General features: G+C 56.2%; 17 protein-coding genes. 13 read left to right on the forward strand and 4 right to left on the reverse strand.

The features are described 5' to 3' along the window. The 3 genes from M2418_RS09515 to M2418_RS09525 form a co-directional block, all read right to left on the reverse strand. Positions 1–1,893 carry a SurA N-terminal domain-containing protein gene (locus tag M2418_RS09515; RefSeq protein ID WP_259146154.1) on the reverse strand — a complete coding sequence of 631 codons (1,893 nt, stop codon included), beginning with the start codon at positions 1,891–1,893 and terminating at the stop codon, positions 1–3. A 318-nt stretch (positions 1,894–2,211) separates the two neighbouring features. Further along, entirely contained in the window at positions 2,212–2,346 is a 135-nt protein-coding gene (locus tag M2418_RS09520; RefSeq protein ID WP_256435727.1) for a hypothetical protein, read from the reverse strand. 43 nt (positions 2,347–2,389) lie between these two features. Continuing rightward, positions 2,390–2,569 carry a hypothetical protein gene (locus tag M2418_RS09525; protein WP_192490993.1) on the reverse strand — a complete coding sequence of 60 codons (180 nt, stop codon included), beginning with the start codon at positions 2,567–2,569 and terminating at the stop codon, positions 2,390–2,392. Positions 2,570–2,934: 365 nt separating this feature from the next. On the opposite strand from M2418_RS09525, the gene M2418_RS09530 reads away from it, so the two are divergent. The 6 genes from M2418_RS09530 to tgt all read left to right on the forward strand — a co-directional run bounded on the left by M2418_RS09530 (position 2,935) and on the right by tgt (position 7,606). Beyond that, positions 2,935–3,390 carry a hypothetical protein gene (locus M2418_RS09530; protein ID WP_259146156.1) on the forward strand — a complete coding sequence of 152 codons (456 nt, stop codon included), beginning with the start codon at positions 2,935–2,937 and terminating at the stop codon, positions 3,388–3,390. A 256-nt stretch (positions 3,391–3,646) separates the two neighbouring features. Continuing rightward, positions 3,647–4,147, forward strand: coding sequence for a pantetheine-phosphate adenylyltransferase (gene coaD / locus M2418_RS09535; protein WP_259146158.1), 501 nt, complete (start codon positions 3,647–3,649; stop codon positions 4,145–4,147). A gap of 33 nt (positions 4,148–4,180) precedes the next feature. Continuing rightward, entirely contained in the window at positions 4,181–4,750 is a 570-nt protein-coding gene (locus M2418_RS09540; protein ID WP_259146160.1) for a peptidylprolyl isomerase, read from the forward strand. Between the two features lie 35 nt (positions 4,751–4,785). Then, a complete protein-coding gene (locus M2418_RS09545) occupies positions 4,786–5,295 on the forward strand; it encodes a peptidylprolyl isomerase (protein ID WP_192490997.1) in 510 nt (169 codons plus the stop codon). 74 nt (positions 5,296–5,369) lie between these two features. After that, positions 5,370–6,476, forward strand: a complete 1,107-nt coding sequence (gene queA / locus M2418_RS09550) for a tRNA preQ1(34) S-adenosylmethionine ribosyltransferase-isomerase QueA (protein WP_259146162.1) — start codon at positions 5,370–5,372, stop codon at positions 6,474–6,476. Beyond that, positions 6,476–7,606 carry a tRNA guanosine(34) transglycosylase Tgt gene (gene tgt / locus M2418_RS09555; RefSeq protein ID WP_192490999.1) on the forward strand — a complete coding sequence of 377 codons (1,131 nt, stop codon included), beginning with the start codon at positions 6,476–6,478 and terminating at the stop codon, positions 7,604–7,606. Before queA ends, tgt begins: the two co-directional genes overlap by 1 nt. 124 nt (positions 7,607–7,730) lie before the next feature. On the opposite strand, the gene M2418_RS09560 is transcribed toward tgt, so the two are convergent. Continuing rightward, positions 7,731–7,931 carry a hypothetical protein gene (locus tag M2418_RS09560; protein WP_259146692.1) on the reverse strand — a complete coding sequence of 67 codons (201 nt, stop codon included), beginning with the start codon at positions 7,929–7,931 and terminating at the stop codon, positions 7,731–7,733. 88 nt (positions 7,932–8,019) lie between these two features. On the opposite strand from M2418_RS09560, the gene M2418_RS09565 reads away from it, so the two are divergent. The 7 genes from M2418_RS09565 to M2418_RS09595 all read left to right on the forward strand — a co-directional run bounded on the left by M2418_RS09565 (position 8,020) and on the right by M2418_RS09595 (position 15,216). Further along, positions 8,020–8,865 carry a septal ring lytic transglycosylase RlpA family protein gene (locus M2418_RS09565; protein ID WP_405049400.1) on the forward strand — a complete coding sequence of 282 codons (846 nt, stop codon included), beginning with the start codon at positions 8,020–8,022 and terminating at the stop codon, positions 8,863–8,865. A gap of 98 nt (positions 8,866–8,963) precedes the next feature. Further along, positions 8,964–10,136, forward strand: coding sequence for a D-alanyl-D-alanine carboxypeptidase family protein (locus M2418_RS09570; RefSeq protein ID WP_259146165.1), 1,173 nt, complete (start codon positions 8,964–8,966; stop codon positions 10,134–10,136). A 91-nt stretch (positions 10,137–10,227) separates the two neighbouring features. Continuing rightward, on the forward strand, positions 10,228–10,899 hold the full coding sequence (gene tmk, locus M2418_RS09575; protein ID WP_405049401.1) for a dTMP kinase: 672 nt from the start codon (positions 10,228–10,230) through the stop codon (positions 10,897–10,899). After that, complete coding sequence (locus tag M2418_RS09580; RefSeq protein ID WP_259146169.1) at positions 10,896–11,918, forward strand: DNA polymerase III subunit delta'; 1,023 nt, start codon at positions 10,896–10,898, stop codon at positions 11,916–11,918. Before tmk ends, M2418_RS09580 begins: the two co-directional genes overlap by 4 nt. Positions 11,919–12,048: 130 nt before the next feature. Next, entirely contained in the window at positions 12,049–13,599 is a 1,551-nt protein-coding gene (gene metG, locus M2418_RS09585; protein WP_192491004.1) for a methionine--tRNA ligase, read from the forward strand. Positions 13,600–13,609: 10 nt separating this feature from the next. After that, on the forward strand, positions 13,610–14,395 hold the full coding sequence (locus M2418_RS09590) for a TatD family hydrolase (RefSeq protein ID WP_259146171.1): 786 nt from the start codon (positions 13,610–13,612) through the stop codon (positions 14,393–14,395). Next, entirely contained in the window at positions 14,392–15,216 is an 825-nt protein-coding gene (locus M2418_RS09595; RefSeq protein ID WP_259146172.1) for an MBL fold metallo-hydrolase, read from the forward strand. Before M2418_RS09590 ends, M2418_RS09595 begins: the two co-directional genes overlap by 4 nt. Positions 15,217–15,235 lie beyond the last annotated feature (19 nt).

A 15,235-nucleotide genomic window follows, 5' to 3' on the forward strand; every position in this document is an offset into this window, starting at 1 on the left:
TCAAAAACCAACCATTGCCTGATCGGCTGCGGCCTGGTTGATCGTCACACCATAATCGGACTGCAGACGGTTGACCATCTGATCCAGGATATCGTCGCCAGCGGCCTTCGCCATGGCAGTCAGCTGCTGGTCGTCATTGTTGAGTGCGTCGGGCAGGGCGTCTGCATCAACAGCTGTAACCTGCAACAGGATGCGGGATTCGCCATCGGCACCCGGAGTGCTGGCAGTGGCGCCAACCGGACCGGAGAAGGCGGCAGTCACAGCCTGGGCACCAAGAACGGCGTCCTCGCCGTTACGCTTCAGGCCAGTCTTGTTTTCAACCACAATACCGAGATCGTCGGCAATGGCTGCCAGTGTCTCACCCTTTTCAAGGCGGGCTTTCAGCTCGTCTGCCTTGGTGGCCAGTGCTGCCTTCTGCTGTTCGGCAGTCCAGTCAGCCTGTGCGTCTTCGCGAACTTCAGCCAGTGTGCGGTCACGCTCAGGGATGATCTGCTCAACGTCGAACCAGACATAACCTTCACGGCCAAGGTTGATTGGCAGTGATTCTGCGCCAGGCTCAGTCTTGAACACTTCGGTCACCAGCGAAGGTGCCGGCAGGTCCTTGACCGCATCACCCTTGTCGTCAAGACCGGTGGTGTCGACGGCAGCAACGGTAACGGCTTTGAGGTTCAGCTGGTTTGCAGCATCGGCCAGCGAGGAACCGGAAGCGCGCAGGTCTTCATAACGGTCATGAACGCTGTTGATCTGGTCTACGGCTGCGGCCGTTGCCAGTTCGGTTCTGATCTGCTCGCGGGATTCGTCGAGTGTCTTTACGGTTTCAGGCTTGATGCCGGATACGCGCAGGATAACCGGGCCAAAGGCGCCGCTGAGTGCGCCGGTTGCGCCGCCGTCCTTCTGGACAGCAAAAGCGTCGGCAGCAATCGACTGGTCAGGCATGGTGTCCTTGGTGAACTCGCCAAGCATCACGTCGTTTGGTGTCTTGCCCTGATCCTTCACGACCTGATCGAAGGTGGTGGTGCCTTCGCGCAGCTGCGTTGCAGCGGCGTCTGCCATTTCGCGATTCGGGAACACGATCTGTTCGATGGTGCGGCGGCCGGCGGTGCGGAAGCTGTCCTTGTGGCCGTTATAGTACTCATCGATCTGCGCTTCGGTCACAGCGGATGCATCGGCTATATCCGACGGTTCCAGCTTGACGTAGGAGAACTTGCGGTATTCCGGCGCGCGGTAACGGTTCTTCACACCTTCAAACCATGCAGCCAGGACATCGTCGGCCGGTGCCTTGACCGGGTCGATATTGGCGTTGGACAGAATGAGGTAGTCGATAGAGCGACGTTCATTGCGGTACTGCTTGAGCGCATCGACCAGCACTTTTGGTGCGGTAAAGCCATCCGATACGGCGTCAACGATCTGGCTGCGAACAGCGACCTTGCTTCTTTCCTGGATGTAATCGTCTTCGCGCAGACCGGAGTTGCGCAGACGCTCACTGAACAGGTTACGGTCAAACTGGCCGTTTACCGAGCGGAATGCCGGGTCTTCGGCGATCAGCGAGGCCAAACGATCTTCAGACAGACCAAGGTTCATGTCTTCGGAAAGCTGGTCGAGGGCTGCGCCGGCTGCAAGCTGGCTAAACACCTGACGATCAATACCGAAGGCCTTGGCCTGTTCGGTCGTCAACCGGGTGCCAAACTGGCGGCTCAGATCCGAGATCTGGCGCTGGTAGGCAAGGCGGAAATCATTCGGCGAAACCGTCTGATCGCCAACCGTCACCACCGAGTTCGAGGCTGATGTAACCAGCGAGGCCGAAACACCCCACACACCGAAGGAAACCACAAGAAGCAAAAGCAGCAGTTTTGCGGCCATCGTTTTGGAAGCATTTCGCAGGGAATCGAGCATCGTCAGGCAAACCTCGTCTTTTCACTCTGGCATAGCCACGAGTTGATTGTTGCGGGTTCCTTAGAACAATCCTTGAGGAATTTGAAGGCTAAATGCGCGAGAGAATAATGTGAATGAATTCACAATGATCTTATCTTGCTGCTCAGCGGTGATTTCGCATGTGTCAAAGCGGCTTTGGCCATGCTGGCAAGCGCTATTCACCGGGCAATGAAATGCCGCCCATCGCGGTTGGGCGAGGGCGGCGAAAACTTTGCCGTGAGGCCAATGACATCAGCCGATGTTTCATCGTTAAAGCGATCAGATTCGCGTCGATCAAACTTAAAAAGGCTTGTTACGCTCCAGAACGGCGCGAACCTCTTCATGTTCCCGTTTCAGTTCTGTCAGGGCGGTAATAAACGAGGCCATGAACATCAAACTTATCAATGCTGCAAGTGCTGTAAGGATAACGAACATAGCCGGGTACTCCACAAAGGCTTGGCGATGTTCCTCGCCTACCTCAGTAGTAGTTCATATATTGATAACGGGAGGAAACCTGCGGGAATTCAGGACCCTGTTTTTCGATTTGTTGTTCATAAAGGGTAAATGTGGTGGCCAACATGGTAAACACCAGAACCATCCAGGCTGTGCTGATCGCGCCAATCTTCGTCGAAGTTGACTGTTTTCCCTTGATAAACATATGTTTATTCCTTCCTCGAGTGGGTCGTTTTGCCCATCATTGTCGCGTTGTTCGCGCCATCATAAAAATCGATTAGCATCCCGCCTCTGAAGCTTCCTTGAATGGTCCGTTCATCTGGCGTTCATCTTTCTCGGAGACCTGCCTTAAAATCTTTCACCGTAGAGCGCGTATTCAACGGCAAACGAAACGGCAATGGCACCCAAAACCAACACGATAATCACGTTACGTAATCCCTTTACCCCTGATGTCTTTCGACAACGTCTAGCCCGAAGACAGGTGTAGAGGAGCGGCGCTGAAACGGCCCTGAATGATGCATTCATGTGCCGTTCAGCATGGGGTGCTGACAGATAAAACGCGTAATTGTCATGTGGTCACTGCAACAAGTTACAGAACTGGTTTTAGTTCCAAAGCTTTTGAATAAAGGATTGGTAATGATTGACGCGGTCCGCGGAAACGACATCAAAACGTTGCCAAAAGTCTTTGCCTCATGGGTTGATGTTGAATTGGCGGTTCATGAGCTCGTGGCTGCCAAGTCCGACATTCAACGAGACACCTTTGAAAATACATCTGTGCTGATCCGTTTTGCCTCGGATCGATATCCTGTGCCCGATAAGGTCTGTCTTGGGTATTGGCCTACCATTCGTCTTTGCTGGAGTTCGAGCGAATCTACCTGCGAGATCGAGGTGAATGAAAACCAATATGAGTTTTATCGCTTTTCTGACGCGGCGTCCCAGATCACGCATGTGGATGTGACGTGCGGCGATGTCCTCGATGAGGTGCGTGCGCTTATGGACGGCGCATTGTTGCAGGTTGGTGGGTAGGGGGTGTCTGTAGCCATGTTGCCCGGACTTCAGCATGTGTCTGAAAACGGCAACGGGCTATCCTCAGATGTCTGTAGGGCATAGAAATTTTGTCTGCTTTGTCGGGTAAGTGCGGCGTCACAGGTTGCGGCTTTGTGCGGGATGCCCCAAATATGGCGTCGCAACCGCGTGTATGGTTGCAAGAAACGGCAAAACTCTTGCGATGCGCTGCTGTCCATGACAAAAGGCGGCGACATCGTACTGGCTTGAGAGCGAAATGACGGTTGCTTTTTACCCTGGGTCTTTTGACCCGATGACCAATGGACATCTGGATGTGCTCGTCCAGTCGCTGAATATTGCATCCAGCGTCATCGTGGCCGTAGGCATCCATCCCGGCAAAACACCGCTTTTTTCGTTCGATGAACGGGCGGGGCTGATCAAGGATTCGCTTGTTCAGGCGCTGCCTGATGCCGCACACCGTATTTCAGTCGTCTCCTTTGATAATCTGGTGGTGGATGCCGCCCGCAAGCACGGCGCCAGCATTTTGCTGCGCGGTCTGCGCGATGGTACCGACCTGGATTATGAAATGCAGATGGCTGGCATGAACAGGCAGATGGCTCCGGATATACAGACCGTACTCATTCCGGCCGGAAGCGCATCACGACCCATTACCGCCACATTGGTTCGCCAGATCGCTGCCATGGGAGGCAATGTTTCTGCCTTTGTACCGACCGCAGTGCTTAATGCGCTGAGTGGTAAATTCAAACGCCAGAGTTGACCTGGTTCACATTAATGAATTCCGGAGCTTGATATGAAATTGCTTCACCTTGCCCTTGCTGGCGCACTCTTTCTTGGCGCGGCCATCACCAACGCGGTGGCTGCCGACGACGACTTCCTGACCATTCAGCTGAAGGATGGTCCGGTGGTTATCCAGCTTATGCCGGAAGTTGCACCAAAGCACGTTGCGCAGATCAAGGAACTGGCCAAGGCCGGTGAATATGACAATGTTGCATTTCACCGTGTGATCGACGGTTTCATGGCGCAGACTGGCGACGTGGAATTTGGCGACATGGAAAACGGCTTTAACGCCCGTCGCGCTGGCACAGGCGGTTCCAAGCTGCCGGATATTCCTGCAGAATTTTCAAAGACACCGTTTGAGCGTGGCACGGTTGGCATGGCCCGTTCGCAAAACCCGAATTCCGCCAATTCGCAGTTCTTCATCATGTTCGATCAGGGTCCGTTCCTGAACGGCCAGTACACCGTGGTTGGCAAGGTCGTTTCCGGCATGGAAGCGGTTGACAAGATCAAGCGTGGCGAAGGCGGCAACGGCGAAGTTTCCGACCCGGACAGAATGACTAAAGTCACTGTCGGCAAAAACTGAAACAGGGCCAGAAAGCCCGATTGAAGGAGATAAAAATGGCCGAGATCAAAGATCCGCAGAACACCCTGATTATGGAAACCACCAAGGGTAAGGTTGTTATCCAGCTTCTTCCCGAAGTTGCCCCTGGTCACGTTGCCCGCATCAAGGAACTGACTGCGGAAAAGGCATATGACGGCGTTGTTTTCCACCGCGTTATCGAAGACTTCATGGCGCAGACCGGCGACGTGCAGTTCGGCAAGCAGGGTTCTGAAAACTTCAACCCGGCCCGCGCTGGCATGGGCGGTTCCGACAAGCCGGACCTGAAGGCTGAGTTTTCCGCAACCTCGCACATTCGCGGCACCTGCTCGATGGCCCGTTCGCAGAACCCGAACTCCGCCAATTCGCAGTTCTTCATCTGCTTCACCGACGCTCCTTGGCTGAACAAGCAGTACACGGTCTGGGGCCAGGTTATTGAAGGCATGGAAGTTGTCGACAAGATCAAGCGCGGCGAACCTGTTCGCGATCCTGATTCCATCGTTTCGATCCGTCTGGCTTCCGAAGCCTGATTTGCGATTTTAACGGCAGAACCCGCTTCGCAGACATGCGGAGCGGGTTTTGATGTTTTTTTGAGAGTCTTGAAATGCGTGTAGACCTGTTCGATTTCGACCTGCCAGATGAAAATATTGCGCTGCGCCCGGCCAATCCGCGCCATAGCGCACGCCTGCTGGTGGTTGATCCGAACACTGGGGCCTTGGCAACAGAATTGTCTGACCACAGCGTCATTGACCTGCCAACGTTCCTGAAGCCGGGCGATGCGCTGGTGTTTAACGACACGCGCGTTATTCCAGCCCAGCTTGAAGGTGTACGCCTGCGCGAAGGTGCGCCGGAAACGCCGGTTTCTGCGACGCTGCATATGCGGGTTGGTGCATCGCGCTGGAAAGCCTTTGCCAAACCCGGCAAACGAATCAAGGCCGGAGACCGCATCCGTTTCGGTACGGGTGCCAGTGGTGGGCACAGTGAGTCCTGCCTGATTGGCACGCTGGATGCGACCGTCGAGGAAAAGGGCGAGGAGGGTGAAATCACCCTGCTGTTCGATTTTTCCGGTCCGGCTCTCGATGAGGCGATTGCGTCAGTCGGCCATATTCCATTGCCGCCCTATATTGCGGCCAAGCGTCCTGAAGATGAACAGGACCAGACCGATTACCAGACCATTTATGCGCGGGAAAAAGGTGCGGTTGCCGCCCCGACCGCCGGTCTGCATTTTACGCCAGAGCTGTTTGAGGCGCTGGACAAGGCCGGTATCGAGCGCCACTTCGTGACGCTGCATGTCGGCGCCGGCACCTTTCTGCCCGTCAAGGCCGACGATACAAATGACCACCGCATGCACCATGAGGTTGGTTATGTCTCTGAGGAAACGGCTGCCAAGCTCAATGCGGTGAAGGCACGGGGCGGGCGCATCATCTGCGTTGGCACCACGTCGCTTCGCCTGATTGAAAGTGCAGCCGACGACAGCGGCGCCATTCAGCCATGGTCCGGTTCCACCGATATTTTCATCACGCCCGGTTACCGCTTCAAGGCAGTTGATGTGCTGATGACAAACTTCCATTTGCCGCGGTCCACACTGTTCATGCTGGTCTCAGCATTCAGTGGCCTGGAAACGATGAGCCGTGCTTACACGCACGCCATTTCCTCCGGCTACCGTTTTTATTCCTACGGCGATTCCAGCCTGCTTTTCCGGAAAAACTGATGCACGACAAATTTACGTTCACCCTCAAGGCCACCAGCGCTGGCGCCCGTCTTGGCGAAGTGGCCATGCCGCGCGGCGTTATTCGCACGCCAGCCTTCATGCCGGTTGGTACTGTCGGTACCGTCAAGGCCATGTATCTCGATCAGGTCCGTGATCTCGGCGCCGACATCATTCTTGGCAACACCTATCACCTGATGCTGCGTCCAGGCCCGGAGCGCGTGGCACGCCTTGGCGGTCTGCATGAATTGATCCGCTGGAAACACCCGATCCTGACCGACAGTGGCGGTTTCCAGGTGATGTCGCTGTCTGGTCTGCGCAAGCTGGACGAGCAGGGCGTGACCTTCAAGAGCCATATCGATGGCAGCCTGCACCACATGTCGCCGGAACGGTCGATTGAAATTCAGGGGCTTCTGGGTTCCGATATCCAGATGCAGCTGGACGAATGCGTGGCGCTGCCTGCCGAGCGGCGGGAAATCGAGCGCGCCATGGAAATGTCGCTGCGCTGGGCAGAACGTTGCCGTGTGGCGTTTGGCGAACAGCCAGGCAAGGCGATGTTCGGTATCGTGCAGGGCGGTGATGTTCCTGAACTGCGTATCCGTTCGGCCGAAGGCCTGAAGCAGCTTGACCTCAAGGGTTATGCGGTTGGCGGTCTGGCCGTGGGTGAGCCGCAGGAAGTGATGCTGCGCATGCTCGACACCACCTTGCCGGTGCTGCCAAGCGAAAAGCCACGTTACCTGATGGGCGTTGGTACACCTGATGACATCCTCAAGTCTGTAGCACGCGGTATCGACATGTTCGACTGCGTGATGCCAACCCGTTCAGGCCGTCATGGTCTGGCCTTTACCCGCCGTGGCCGCGTCAATATTCGCAACGCCCGCCATGCCGAAGACATGCGCCCGCTGGACGAACAGTCCAACTGCCCGGCGTCGCGTGATTATTCGCGCGCTTACCTGCATCACCTTGCCCGCTCCAACGAGGCACTGGGTGGAATGCTGCTATCCTGGCACAACCTGGCCTATTATCAGGAGCTGATGCAGGGCATCCGCAAGTCCATCGAAGAGGGGCGTTTTGAGGACTTTTATGCGGAAACGCAGGAGATGTGGGCCAAGGGTGATATTGACCCAATCTGACGTAACGGCAGGCCGGTCAAACCGGCCTGCGTTAACCGGTTGCTAACCATAACCAATACAATTTTACCGAAAAAGGCATCAGGACTCGCATTTTCGCCATGTTGTCCACAAGATTAAGCATCTGTTAGACGCTTGGTGGCAGGTCAATACCATCAAGCATCGCGGCCAGTGTGGAAGCTGGCCAGACAGCAGGATGGGGCGTAGTTTTGACTTTTGACGGCAATAAATTCGGATTGAGCGCAAGATTTTTCGCGGTCGCAGCTTTGTGTGTGGCGACGGCATCCTGTTCAACAACATCCGAGCCTAAGAAGAAAACACGGAGCAAGGAATACTTCTCCGAATCCGAGTATGGCGTGAAGGCAAGTCCTCGCGTGGCCACGGGCAAAAACGTTCCCAAAGGGGGCGGGCGCTTCATGGTCGGTGATGCATATACAGTGAAAGGCCGCCGGTATTTTCCGAAGGAAGATCCCGGTTATGACAAGAGTGGTCTGGCCTCGTGGTACGGCTCTGCCTTCCACGGTCGCCTGACAGCGAATGGCGAAGTTTACGATTCTGATCATCTCTCGGGTGCGCACCCGACATTTCCGCTACCCAGCTATGCCCGCGTTACCAATACTGAAAACGGCTCCTCGGTCATTGTTCGCGTCAATGACCGTGGACCGTTCCATGAAGGCCGTATCATCGACGTTTCCAGCAAGACGGCTGAACTTCTCGACATGAAGCGCACCGGCACTGCCAATGTGCGCGTGCAATATGTGGGTCGTGCCCGCATGGACGGCCATGACATGCCGTATCTGATGGCATCCTATATTCCGAAGGGGTCGCGCAGCCCGGCTGTGAACCCTGAAGGGCAGATTGCAACAGGTGTGATGGTGGCGTCCGCCTCACGGGATAATATTCCGGTGCCATCCTTCAATCCAACCTATTCCGGCTCTGCGCAGACATCGCTGGTTGGCAATACGCCAAGCCATACGCTGCAGGCGCCCACACCGTTTGCCAATGCAGCGCCTGCCGCGCGGTCGCAGCAGGGCTACGAGCAATTTATGGTTCTGCCGGAAATTGGCCCCTTCGTGCAGCAGCGTCCGGATAGCAACTATCTGAGACTGCCATCTGCCAAATATGCCTCTGCCTATTCTGCCGACAATGACACGAACTCCAAGACCGAAGCCGTGTTCCTGCAGGTTCTGACAGGTGATCGTGGCGAGTTGACCGAGCAGTCCATTCTCAGCTTCGTGAAAAAGAAGCAGGCCAGACAGTAAAATCTGTTCACGGGTCATTGATCTGGCGGTACGCTTTAACCGGCAGACAGGGTTCAATGCGTATCATCGCAAAAATGAGACGACGATTCGGGCCTTTCATGCGTAAGACCACACTCCATTCCCTTTGCCTTTTGGCCGTTCTGGTAACAGGTACGGTTGTTGAGCCGGTGGTTGCGTATGCCCAGACGGCCGCCTTTACCGTGAAGGCGAAACAGGCCTATGTCATCGATGCCGAAACCGGCACGGTGCTTTTGTCGCAAAATGAGGAGGAGGTGTTTCCGCCTGCCTCGCTTTCTAAGCTGATGACCGTTGATCTGGTGCTGGATGCGGTGGTGGAGGGCGAACTGAGCCCCACGCAGACCTACGCCGTATCGGAATATGCCTGGCGCACCGGTGGCGCGCCATCGCGCACCTCCACCATGTTTGCGGCGCTGAAATCCCAAATCCCCGTCAAGGACCTTCTGACCGGTATCATCGTGCAGAATGCCAATGATGCCTGCATCATTCTGGCCGAAGGCATGACCGGCTCTGACGCCAGTTTTGCCAAACGCATGACCGAGCGCGGCGTTGAGCTGGGGCTGGAACATAGCGCGTTCACCAACTCCACCGGCCTGCCGGACCCCGGCAACAAAACCACCGTCAAGGATATGGTGGTGTTGGCGCAGCACCTGCACCAGACCTATCCGGCATTTTACAGCCTGTTCACCAAGCCGGATTTCGAGTGGAACAAGATCTACCAGCGCAACAAGAACACGGTTCTGGGTGCGGCACCGGGCATTGACGGGTTGGGACTTGGTTTCGATCAGGCCAATGGTTTTGCGGTTGTTGCCTCTGCTGAACGTGATGGCCGCCGCATCTATCTTGGCATGGCCGGTCTGCCCGATGACAAGGTGCGGTTTGAAGAAACCCGCCGTGTGGTGGAATGGGGCCTGACGAGTTTTCAGAAACGCACACTCTACACCAAGGGCGAGACCGTGGGTGCCGTCAGTGTTTACGGTGGTACGCAGTCGTCGATCGATGTTGCGGTGGCAGAGCCGGTCAATATTGTCGTGCCGATCAGCAATCCGGAGCGCCTGACCGGCAATATTGTCTACCACTGGCCGCTCAACGCGCCGGTAGAACCCGGCTTTACGGTCGGTACCTTGCAGATTTTTGCCGGTGACCGCTTGCTTCGCGAGGTTCCGCTGGTCACAACCGCGTCTGTGGAAAAGGGTACTCTTTCGCAAAACGCCGGAGATGCGCTTATGGAGCTTCTGTTCTTCTGGTTATAACAACACCGGTGTTGCGACTGGTCGCCCACCGAATATTCAACTATGCTTGAAAATTGATGATTTGCCGATCAAGCAAACGGGAATGCTGAAATTGTCCGATAAACGTGGATTGTTCATAACCTTTGAAGGTGGCGAGGGCGCCGGAAAATCCACGCAGATTCGCATGCTGGCAGAGCAACTGCGTGAGCGCGACCTCGACGTTATCATTACCCGCGAGCCGGGCGGCTCGACCGGTGCAGAGGCCGTGCGCCATGTGCTGCTGTCTGGTGCTGCGGAATCCTTCGGCGTGCGCATGGAGGCAATTCTGTTTGCTGCTGCGCGCAACGACCATGTGGAAGAGGTTATTCGCCCGGCGCTTGAAAAAGGCACCGTTGTTCTGTGTGACCGTTTTCTGGATTCCTCGCGCGTCTATCAGGGCACCACAGGCAATCTTGAACCGGACTTTATCGAGACATTACAGCGTATTGCGGTCGACGGCTTTATGCCCGACGTGACTCTGATTTTCGATATTCCCGCTGCGGCAGGCCTTGCACGTGCACGTAAACGTGCTGACGACGGTGCGGTGCCTGACCGTTTCGAGAAGGAAGAGATCGAGACGCATGAAAAGCGCCGTGAAGCCTATCTGGATATTGCGCTTGCTGATCCGCGTCGTTGCCGGGTGATCAATGCTGACCAGCCGCTGGAACAGGTGGCGGAAGATGTATGGGCGATGGTTGAGCCATTGCTGAACACACCAGCTGCGCAGAAGCAGGCATCGAAATGAGCGACATTCCCGGCGTTCTCGAAGGTGCCATTCCACCGGCGCAGAACACGAAACTTTTCGGACATGCCGAGGCTGAACAGTTTCTGGCAACTTCCTACCGCTCCGGTAAAGGCCACCATGCCATTCTGGTCGAGGGACCTGAAGGCATTGGCAAGGCAACGCTTGCCTTCCGGTTTGCCAACCACATCCTGTCCTATCCTGATCCGGCCAGCGCGCCTGAGGTGATTGCCGATCCCGTGCCTGATAGTGCCGTCAGCCGTCAGATCATGTCCGGTGCGTCCCATAACCTGCTGCACCTGTCGCGTCCGGTCGATGAAAAGACCGGCCGGGTGAAGTCTGCCATCACCGTCGATGAAGTGCGCCGTGCCGGGCACTTCTTTTCGCAGACCTCGGGCACCGGCAGCTGGCGTATCGTGATCATCGATCCCGCAGATGATCTGAACCGCAACGCCGCTAATGCCATTTTGAAGATATTGGAAGAACCGCCGAAACGGGCGATGTTTCTGGTGCTGTCGCATGCGCCGGGCAAGTTGCTGCCAACCATCCGTTCGCGCTGCCTGCCATTGAAACTCAACCCGCTTGATGACGGTAATCTGGAACGCTCCTTGGCCAATCTTGGCGTTGGTGTGCCTGACGACAAGAAGGCCGAGTTGCTGACGGCGGCGCGTGGCAGCGTGGCGCAAGCGCTGAAGCTGCTGAACTATGGCGGCGCCGACATTATCGAGGCCTTTGGCGTGATCATGAGCAATACTGGCCCTGCGGCCAGAAAATCCATGCACAAGCTGGCCGAGGTGCTGTCACAGAAGGACAGCGACACGGTTTTGAGCTTCTTTATGGATTATGCCAGCGAAGAACTGATTGCCCGCGCCAAGGCTGCAGCGCTGGCCGGTGATCTGCACGCGGCCGACTATCACGCCCGGCTATCATCCTCGATCGGTGAGCGCATTACCATTGCGCAGGCCTATAACCTTGACCGCAAGCAGACGGTGCTTTCCATTCTCGAGGAAATGCAGCGCTGACTGCGCGCTGGTTCACGTCACCTCCCGTCATATAAAAAGCCCCGTCGCGTCCAAGTTGGTGTTTCGCTTGTGCGAACAATAGGCTATGAGCGGTTTACCTAGGAAACATAGTGTAAAGCTGATAGCCGTCATGACAGACAAGACACCTTTTTATATCACCACCGCGATTTCTTACCCCAATGGCAAGCCGCATATCGGCCACGCCTATGAGCTGATCGCAACCGATGCCATGGCGCGTTTCCAGCGTCTGGACGGTCGTGATGTGTTCTTTCTGACCGGAACCGACGAGCATGGCCAGAAGATGCAGCAGACCGCCAAGGCAGAGGGCATTACGCCGGAAGCACTGGCGCAGCGCAATTCCGACCAGTTCCGTGACATGGGCAAGCTGCTGAACGCGTCCAATGATGATTTCATCCGCACCACCGAAGAGCGTCACCACGAGACATCGCGCAATATCTGGAACCTGATGGCCGACAACGGCGACATCTACAAGGACAGCTATGCCGGCTGGTATTCCGTGCGTGACGAAGCCTATTACGGCGAAGACGAAACCGAAGTGCGCGCCGATGGCGTGCGTTACGGTCCGCAGGGCACGCCGGTGGAGTGGGTTCAGGAAGAAAGCTATTTCTTCAAGCTGTCCGAATACCAGGATAAGCTGCTGAAGCTCTACGAAGAAAACCCAGACTTCATCGGTCCGGCCGAGCGTCGCAATGAAGTGATCTCCTTCGTCAAGTCTGGCCTGCGTGACCTCTCGGTGTCGCGCACCACCTTTGACTGGGGCATCAAGGTGCCGAACGATCCCGCACACGTCATGTATGTGTGGGTGGATGCGCTGACCAACTACATTACCGCCACCGGTTACATTGAAGACAAGGATGGCCCACGCGCCAAGTACTGGCCAGCCGACGTGCATATCATCGGCAAGGACATCATTCGTTTCCACGCCGTTTACTGGCCTGCATTCCTGATGAGCGCCGGTCTGCCGCTGCCAAAGCGCGTCTTTGCCCACGGCTTCCTGCTCAACAAGGGCGAGAAGATGTCGAAGTCGCTCGGCAACGTGGTTGATCCGGTCAATCTGGTGAACCATTTCGGCCTTGATCAGGTGCGTTATTTCTTCCTGCGCGAAGTCTCATTTGGCCAGGACGGCAGCTACAGCGAAGAAGGTATCGGCATCCGTATCAATGCCGACCTTGCCAATGGCGTTGGCAACCTTGCCAGCCGTTCGCTGTCGATGATCGTCAAGAACTGCGATGGCAAGATCCCGGCACCGGGCGCTTACACCGATGAAGACAAGGCGATGCTGGCCTCTGCCGATGCGCTGTTGGAAATCTGCCGGGACGAAATGGGCAAGCAGATGATCCACAAGGCACTGGCGGCCATCATTGCTGTTGTGTCTGAAACCGACCGTTACTTTGCCGGTCAGGAGCCATGGGCGCTGAAGAAGACCGACCCGGAACGTATGGGCACTGTGCTTTACGTGACGGCGGAAGTCGTGCGCCAGATTGCGCTTCTGTTGCAGCCATTCATGCCTGACAGCACCGCAAAGCTGCTGGATCTGGTGGCAGCACCGGCCGACAAACGTGATTTTGCAGCACTGGGTGAGGCGGGGCGTCTGGTTCCCGGCACACCGCTTGAGGCGCCGACACCGGTCTTCCCGCGTTATGTGGCGCCGGAAGCGTAAGGTATAACAGATGCTGATCGATACCCATTGCCATCTGGATTTTCCGGATTTCGAAGCGGAGCGCGATGACATCATCGCGCGCGCGCATGCGGCAGGCGTCAAGCAGATGGTGACGATTTCAACCCGTGTCCGGCGTTTGCCTGAGCTGTTGAAAATCACGGAAAAGTACCCGTCAGTGTTCTGCTCGGTGGGTACCCATCCTAACAATGCAGATGAAGAACTCGACATAACTGCCCAGGAACTCATCAAGATCGCCAATAGCCATGACAAGATCGTGGCGATTGGCGAGGCGGGTCTGGACTATTTTTACGACACGCAAAAGCCGGAAGACCAGAAGACCGGATTGCTGCGCCATATCGAGGCCGCACGGGTCACCGGTCTGCCGCTGGTCATTCACAGCCGCAGTGCCGATGATGACATGGCAGCCATTTTGAAAGACGAGAGCGACAAGGGTGCCTTTCCGTTTATCCTGCATTGTTTCTCGGCCGGGCCTGAACTGGCAAAGACCGGTGCGGAGCTTGGTGGTTATGTGTCGTTCTCCGGCATTTTGACTTTCCCGAAGTCGCAGGACATCAGGGACATTGCCGCAACCGTGCCGCTCGATCGCCTTTTGGTGGAAACCGACGCACCTTATCTGGCGCCGAAGCGCTGGCGCGGCAAACGCAACGAGCCGTCCTATGTCATCAACACCGCCGAGGTTCTGGCCGAGGTGCATGACATGAGCTACGCCGAGATGGCGCGCATCACCACCGAAAATGCATTCCGGTGCTTTTCAAAAATGCCGAGGCTGGGATGAGCGTCTATAAAAGACGCTTTACAGTTCTAGGCTGCGCATCGTCCCCCGGTGTGCCGCGCATCAACGGTGACTGGGGCGCCTGCGACCCTGATAATCCGAAAAACCGGCGCAGCCGGGCCGCCTTCATGGTGGAGCAGTTTGCGCCTGATGGCGGCAAGACCACAGTCGTTGTCGATACCGGGCCTGATTTTCGCCATCAAATGATCAGCGCCGGTGTCGACCATATCGACGCCGTTATCTACACCCATGCCCATGCCGACCATCTGCACGGCATTGATGACCTGCGGGTCTACTGGGCGCTGCAGCGACAGCGTATTCACATCTATGCCGACCAGGCGACCCTGGACCGCATTCGCGACGGTTTCGCTTATTGCCTGAAGACACCGGTGGGCAGCAATTACCCCGCGATCATCGAGGCCAATATCATTGACCCGAAGGCCGGTACATTCGTGATTGCGGGCGAGGGTGGGCCAATCGATTTTACGCCGCATCTGCAACACCATGGCGATATTTTTTCGCTTGGTTTCCGCATGGGTGATGTCGCCTATTGCACAGATGTCAGCCGTTTTCCTACGCAAAGCCTTGCGCAGTTGCAGGGGCTTGATGTGCTTGTTATCGATGCGCTGCAATACCAGCCGCACCCCAGCCACCTGTCCTTGTCGCAGGCGCTGGAATGCATCAATACGCTGTTGCCAAAACGTGCAGTGCTGACGCACATGCATACGCCGCTGGATTACGATACCGTGATGCGCGAAACGCCAGATCATGTTGAACCGGCCTACGACCAGATGCGTTTCGAGGTCGAAATCCACGCTCCCTGATACTGCCTGTGAAGGACTA

The organism is Rhizobium sp. BIGb0125, assembly GCF_024810055.1.
GTDB lineage: Bacteria > Pseudomonadota > Alphaproteobacteria > Rhizobiales > Rhizobiaceae > Agrobacterium.

What these genes read in the sequence shown, in the direction of transcription:
- M2418_RS09515 (WP_259146154.1), bottom strand. Translation starts at nt 1,893, where the DNA reads ATGCTCGATTCCCTGCGAAATGCTTCCAAAACGATGGCCGCAAAACTG.
- M2418_RS09520 (WP_256435727.1), bottom strand. Translation starts at nt 2,346, where the DNA reads ATGTTCGTTATCCTTACAGCACTTGCAGCATTGATAAGTTTGATGTTC.
- M2418_RS09525 (WP_192490993.1), bottom strand. Translation starts at nt 2,569, where the DNA reads ATGTTTATCAAGGGAAAACAGTCAACTTCGACGAAGATTGGCGCGATC.
- M2418_RS09530 (WP_259146156.1), top strand. Translation starts at nt 2,935, where the DNA reads ATGTGGTCACTGCAACAAGTTACAGAACTGGTTTTAGTTCCAAAGCTT.
- coaD (WP_259146158.1), top strand. Translation starts at nt 3,647, where the DNA reads ATGACGGTTGCTTTTTACCCTGGGTCTTTTGACCCGATGACCAATGGA.
- M2418_RS09540 (WP_259146160.1), top strand. Translation starts at nt 4,181, where the DNA reads ATGAAATTGCTTCACCTTGCCCTTGCTGGCGCACTCTTTCTTGGCGCG.
- M2418_RS09545 (WP_192490997.1), top strand. Translation starts at nt 4,786, where the DNA reads ATGGCCGAGATCAAAGATCCGCAGAACACCCTGATTATGGAAACCACC.
- queA (WP_259146162.1), top strand. Translation starts at nt 5,370, where the DNA reads ATGCGTGTAGACCTGTTCGATTTCGACCTGCCAGATGAAAATATTGCG.
- tgt (WP_192490999.1), top strand. Translation starts at nt 6,476, where the DNA reads ATGCACGACAAATTTACGTTCACCCTCAAGGCCACCAGCGCTGGCGCC.
- M2418_RS09565 (WP_405049400.1), top strand. Translation starts at nt 8,020, where the DNA reads ATGGTCGGTGATGCATATACAGTGAAAGGCCGCCGGTATTTTCCGAAG.
- M2418_RS09570 (WP_259146165.1), top strand. Translation starts at nt 8,964, where the DNA reads ATGCGTAAGACCACACTCCATTCCCTTTGCCTTTTGGCCGTTCTGGTA.
- M2418_RS09580 (WP_259146169.1), top strand. Translation starts at nt 10,896, where the DNA reads ATGAGCGACATTCCCGGCGTTCTCGAAGGTGCCATTCCACCGGCGCAG.
- metG (WP_192491004.1), top strand. Translation starts at nt 12,049, where the DNA reads ATGACAGACAAGACACCTTTTTATATCACCACCGCGATTTCTTACCCC.
- M2418_RS09590 (WP_259146171.1), top strand. Translation starts at nt 13,610, where the DNA reads ATGCTGATCGATACCCATTGCCATCTGGATTTTCCGGATTTCGAAGCG.
- M2418_RS09595 (WP_259146172.1), top strand. Translation starts at nt 14,392, where the DNA reads ATGAGCGTCTATAAAAGACGCTTTACAGTTCTAGGCTGCGCATCGTCC.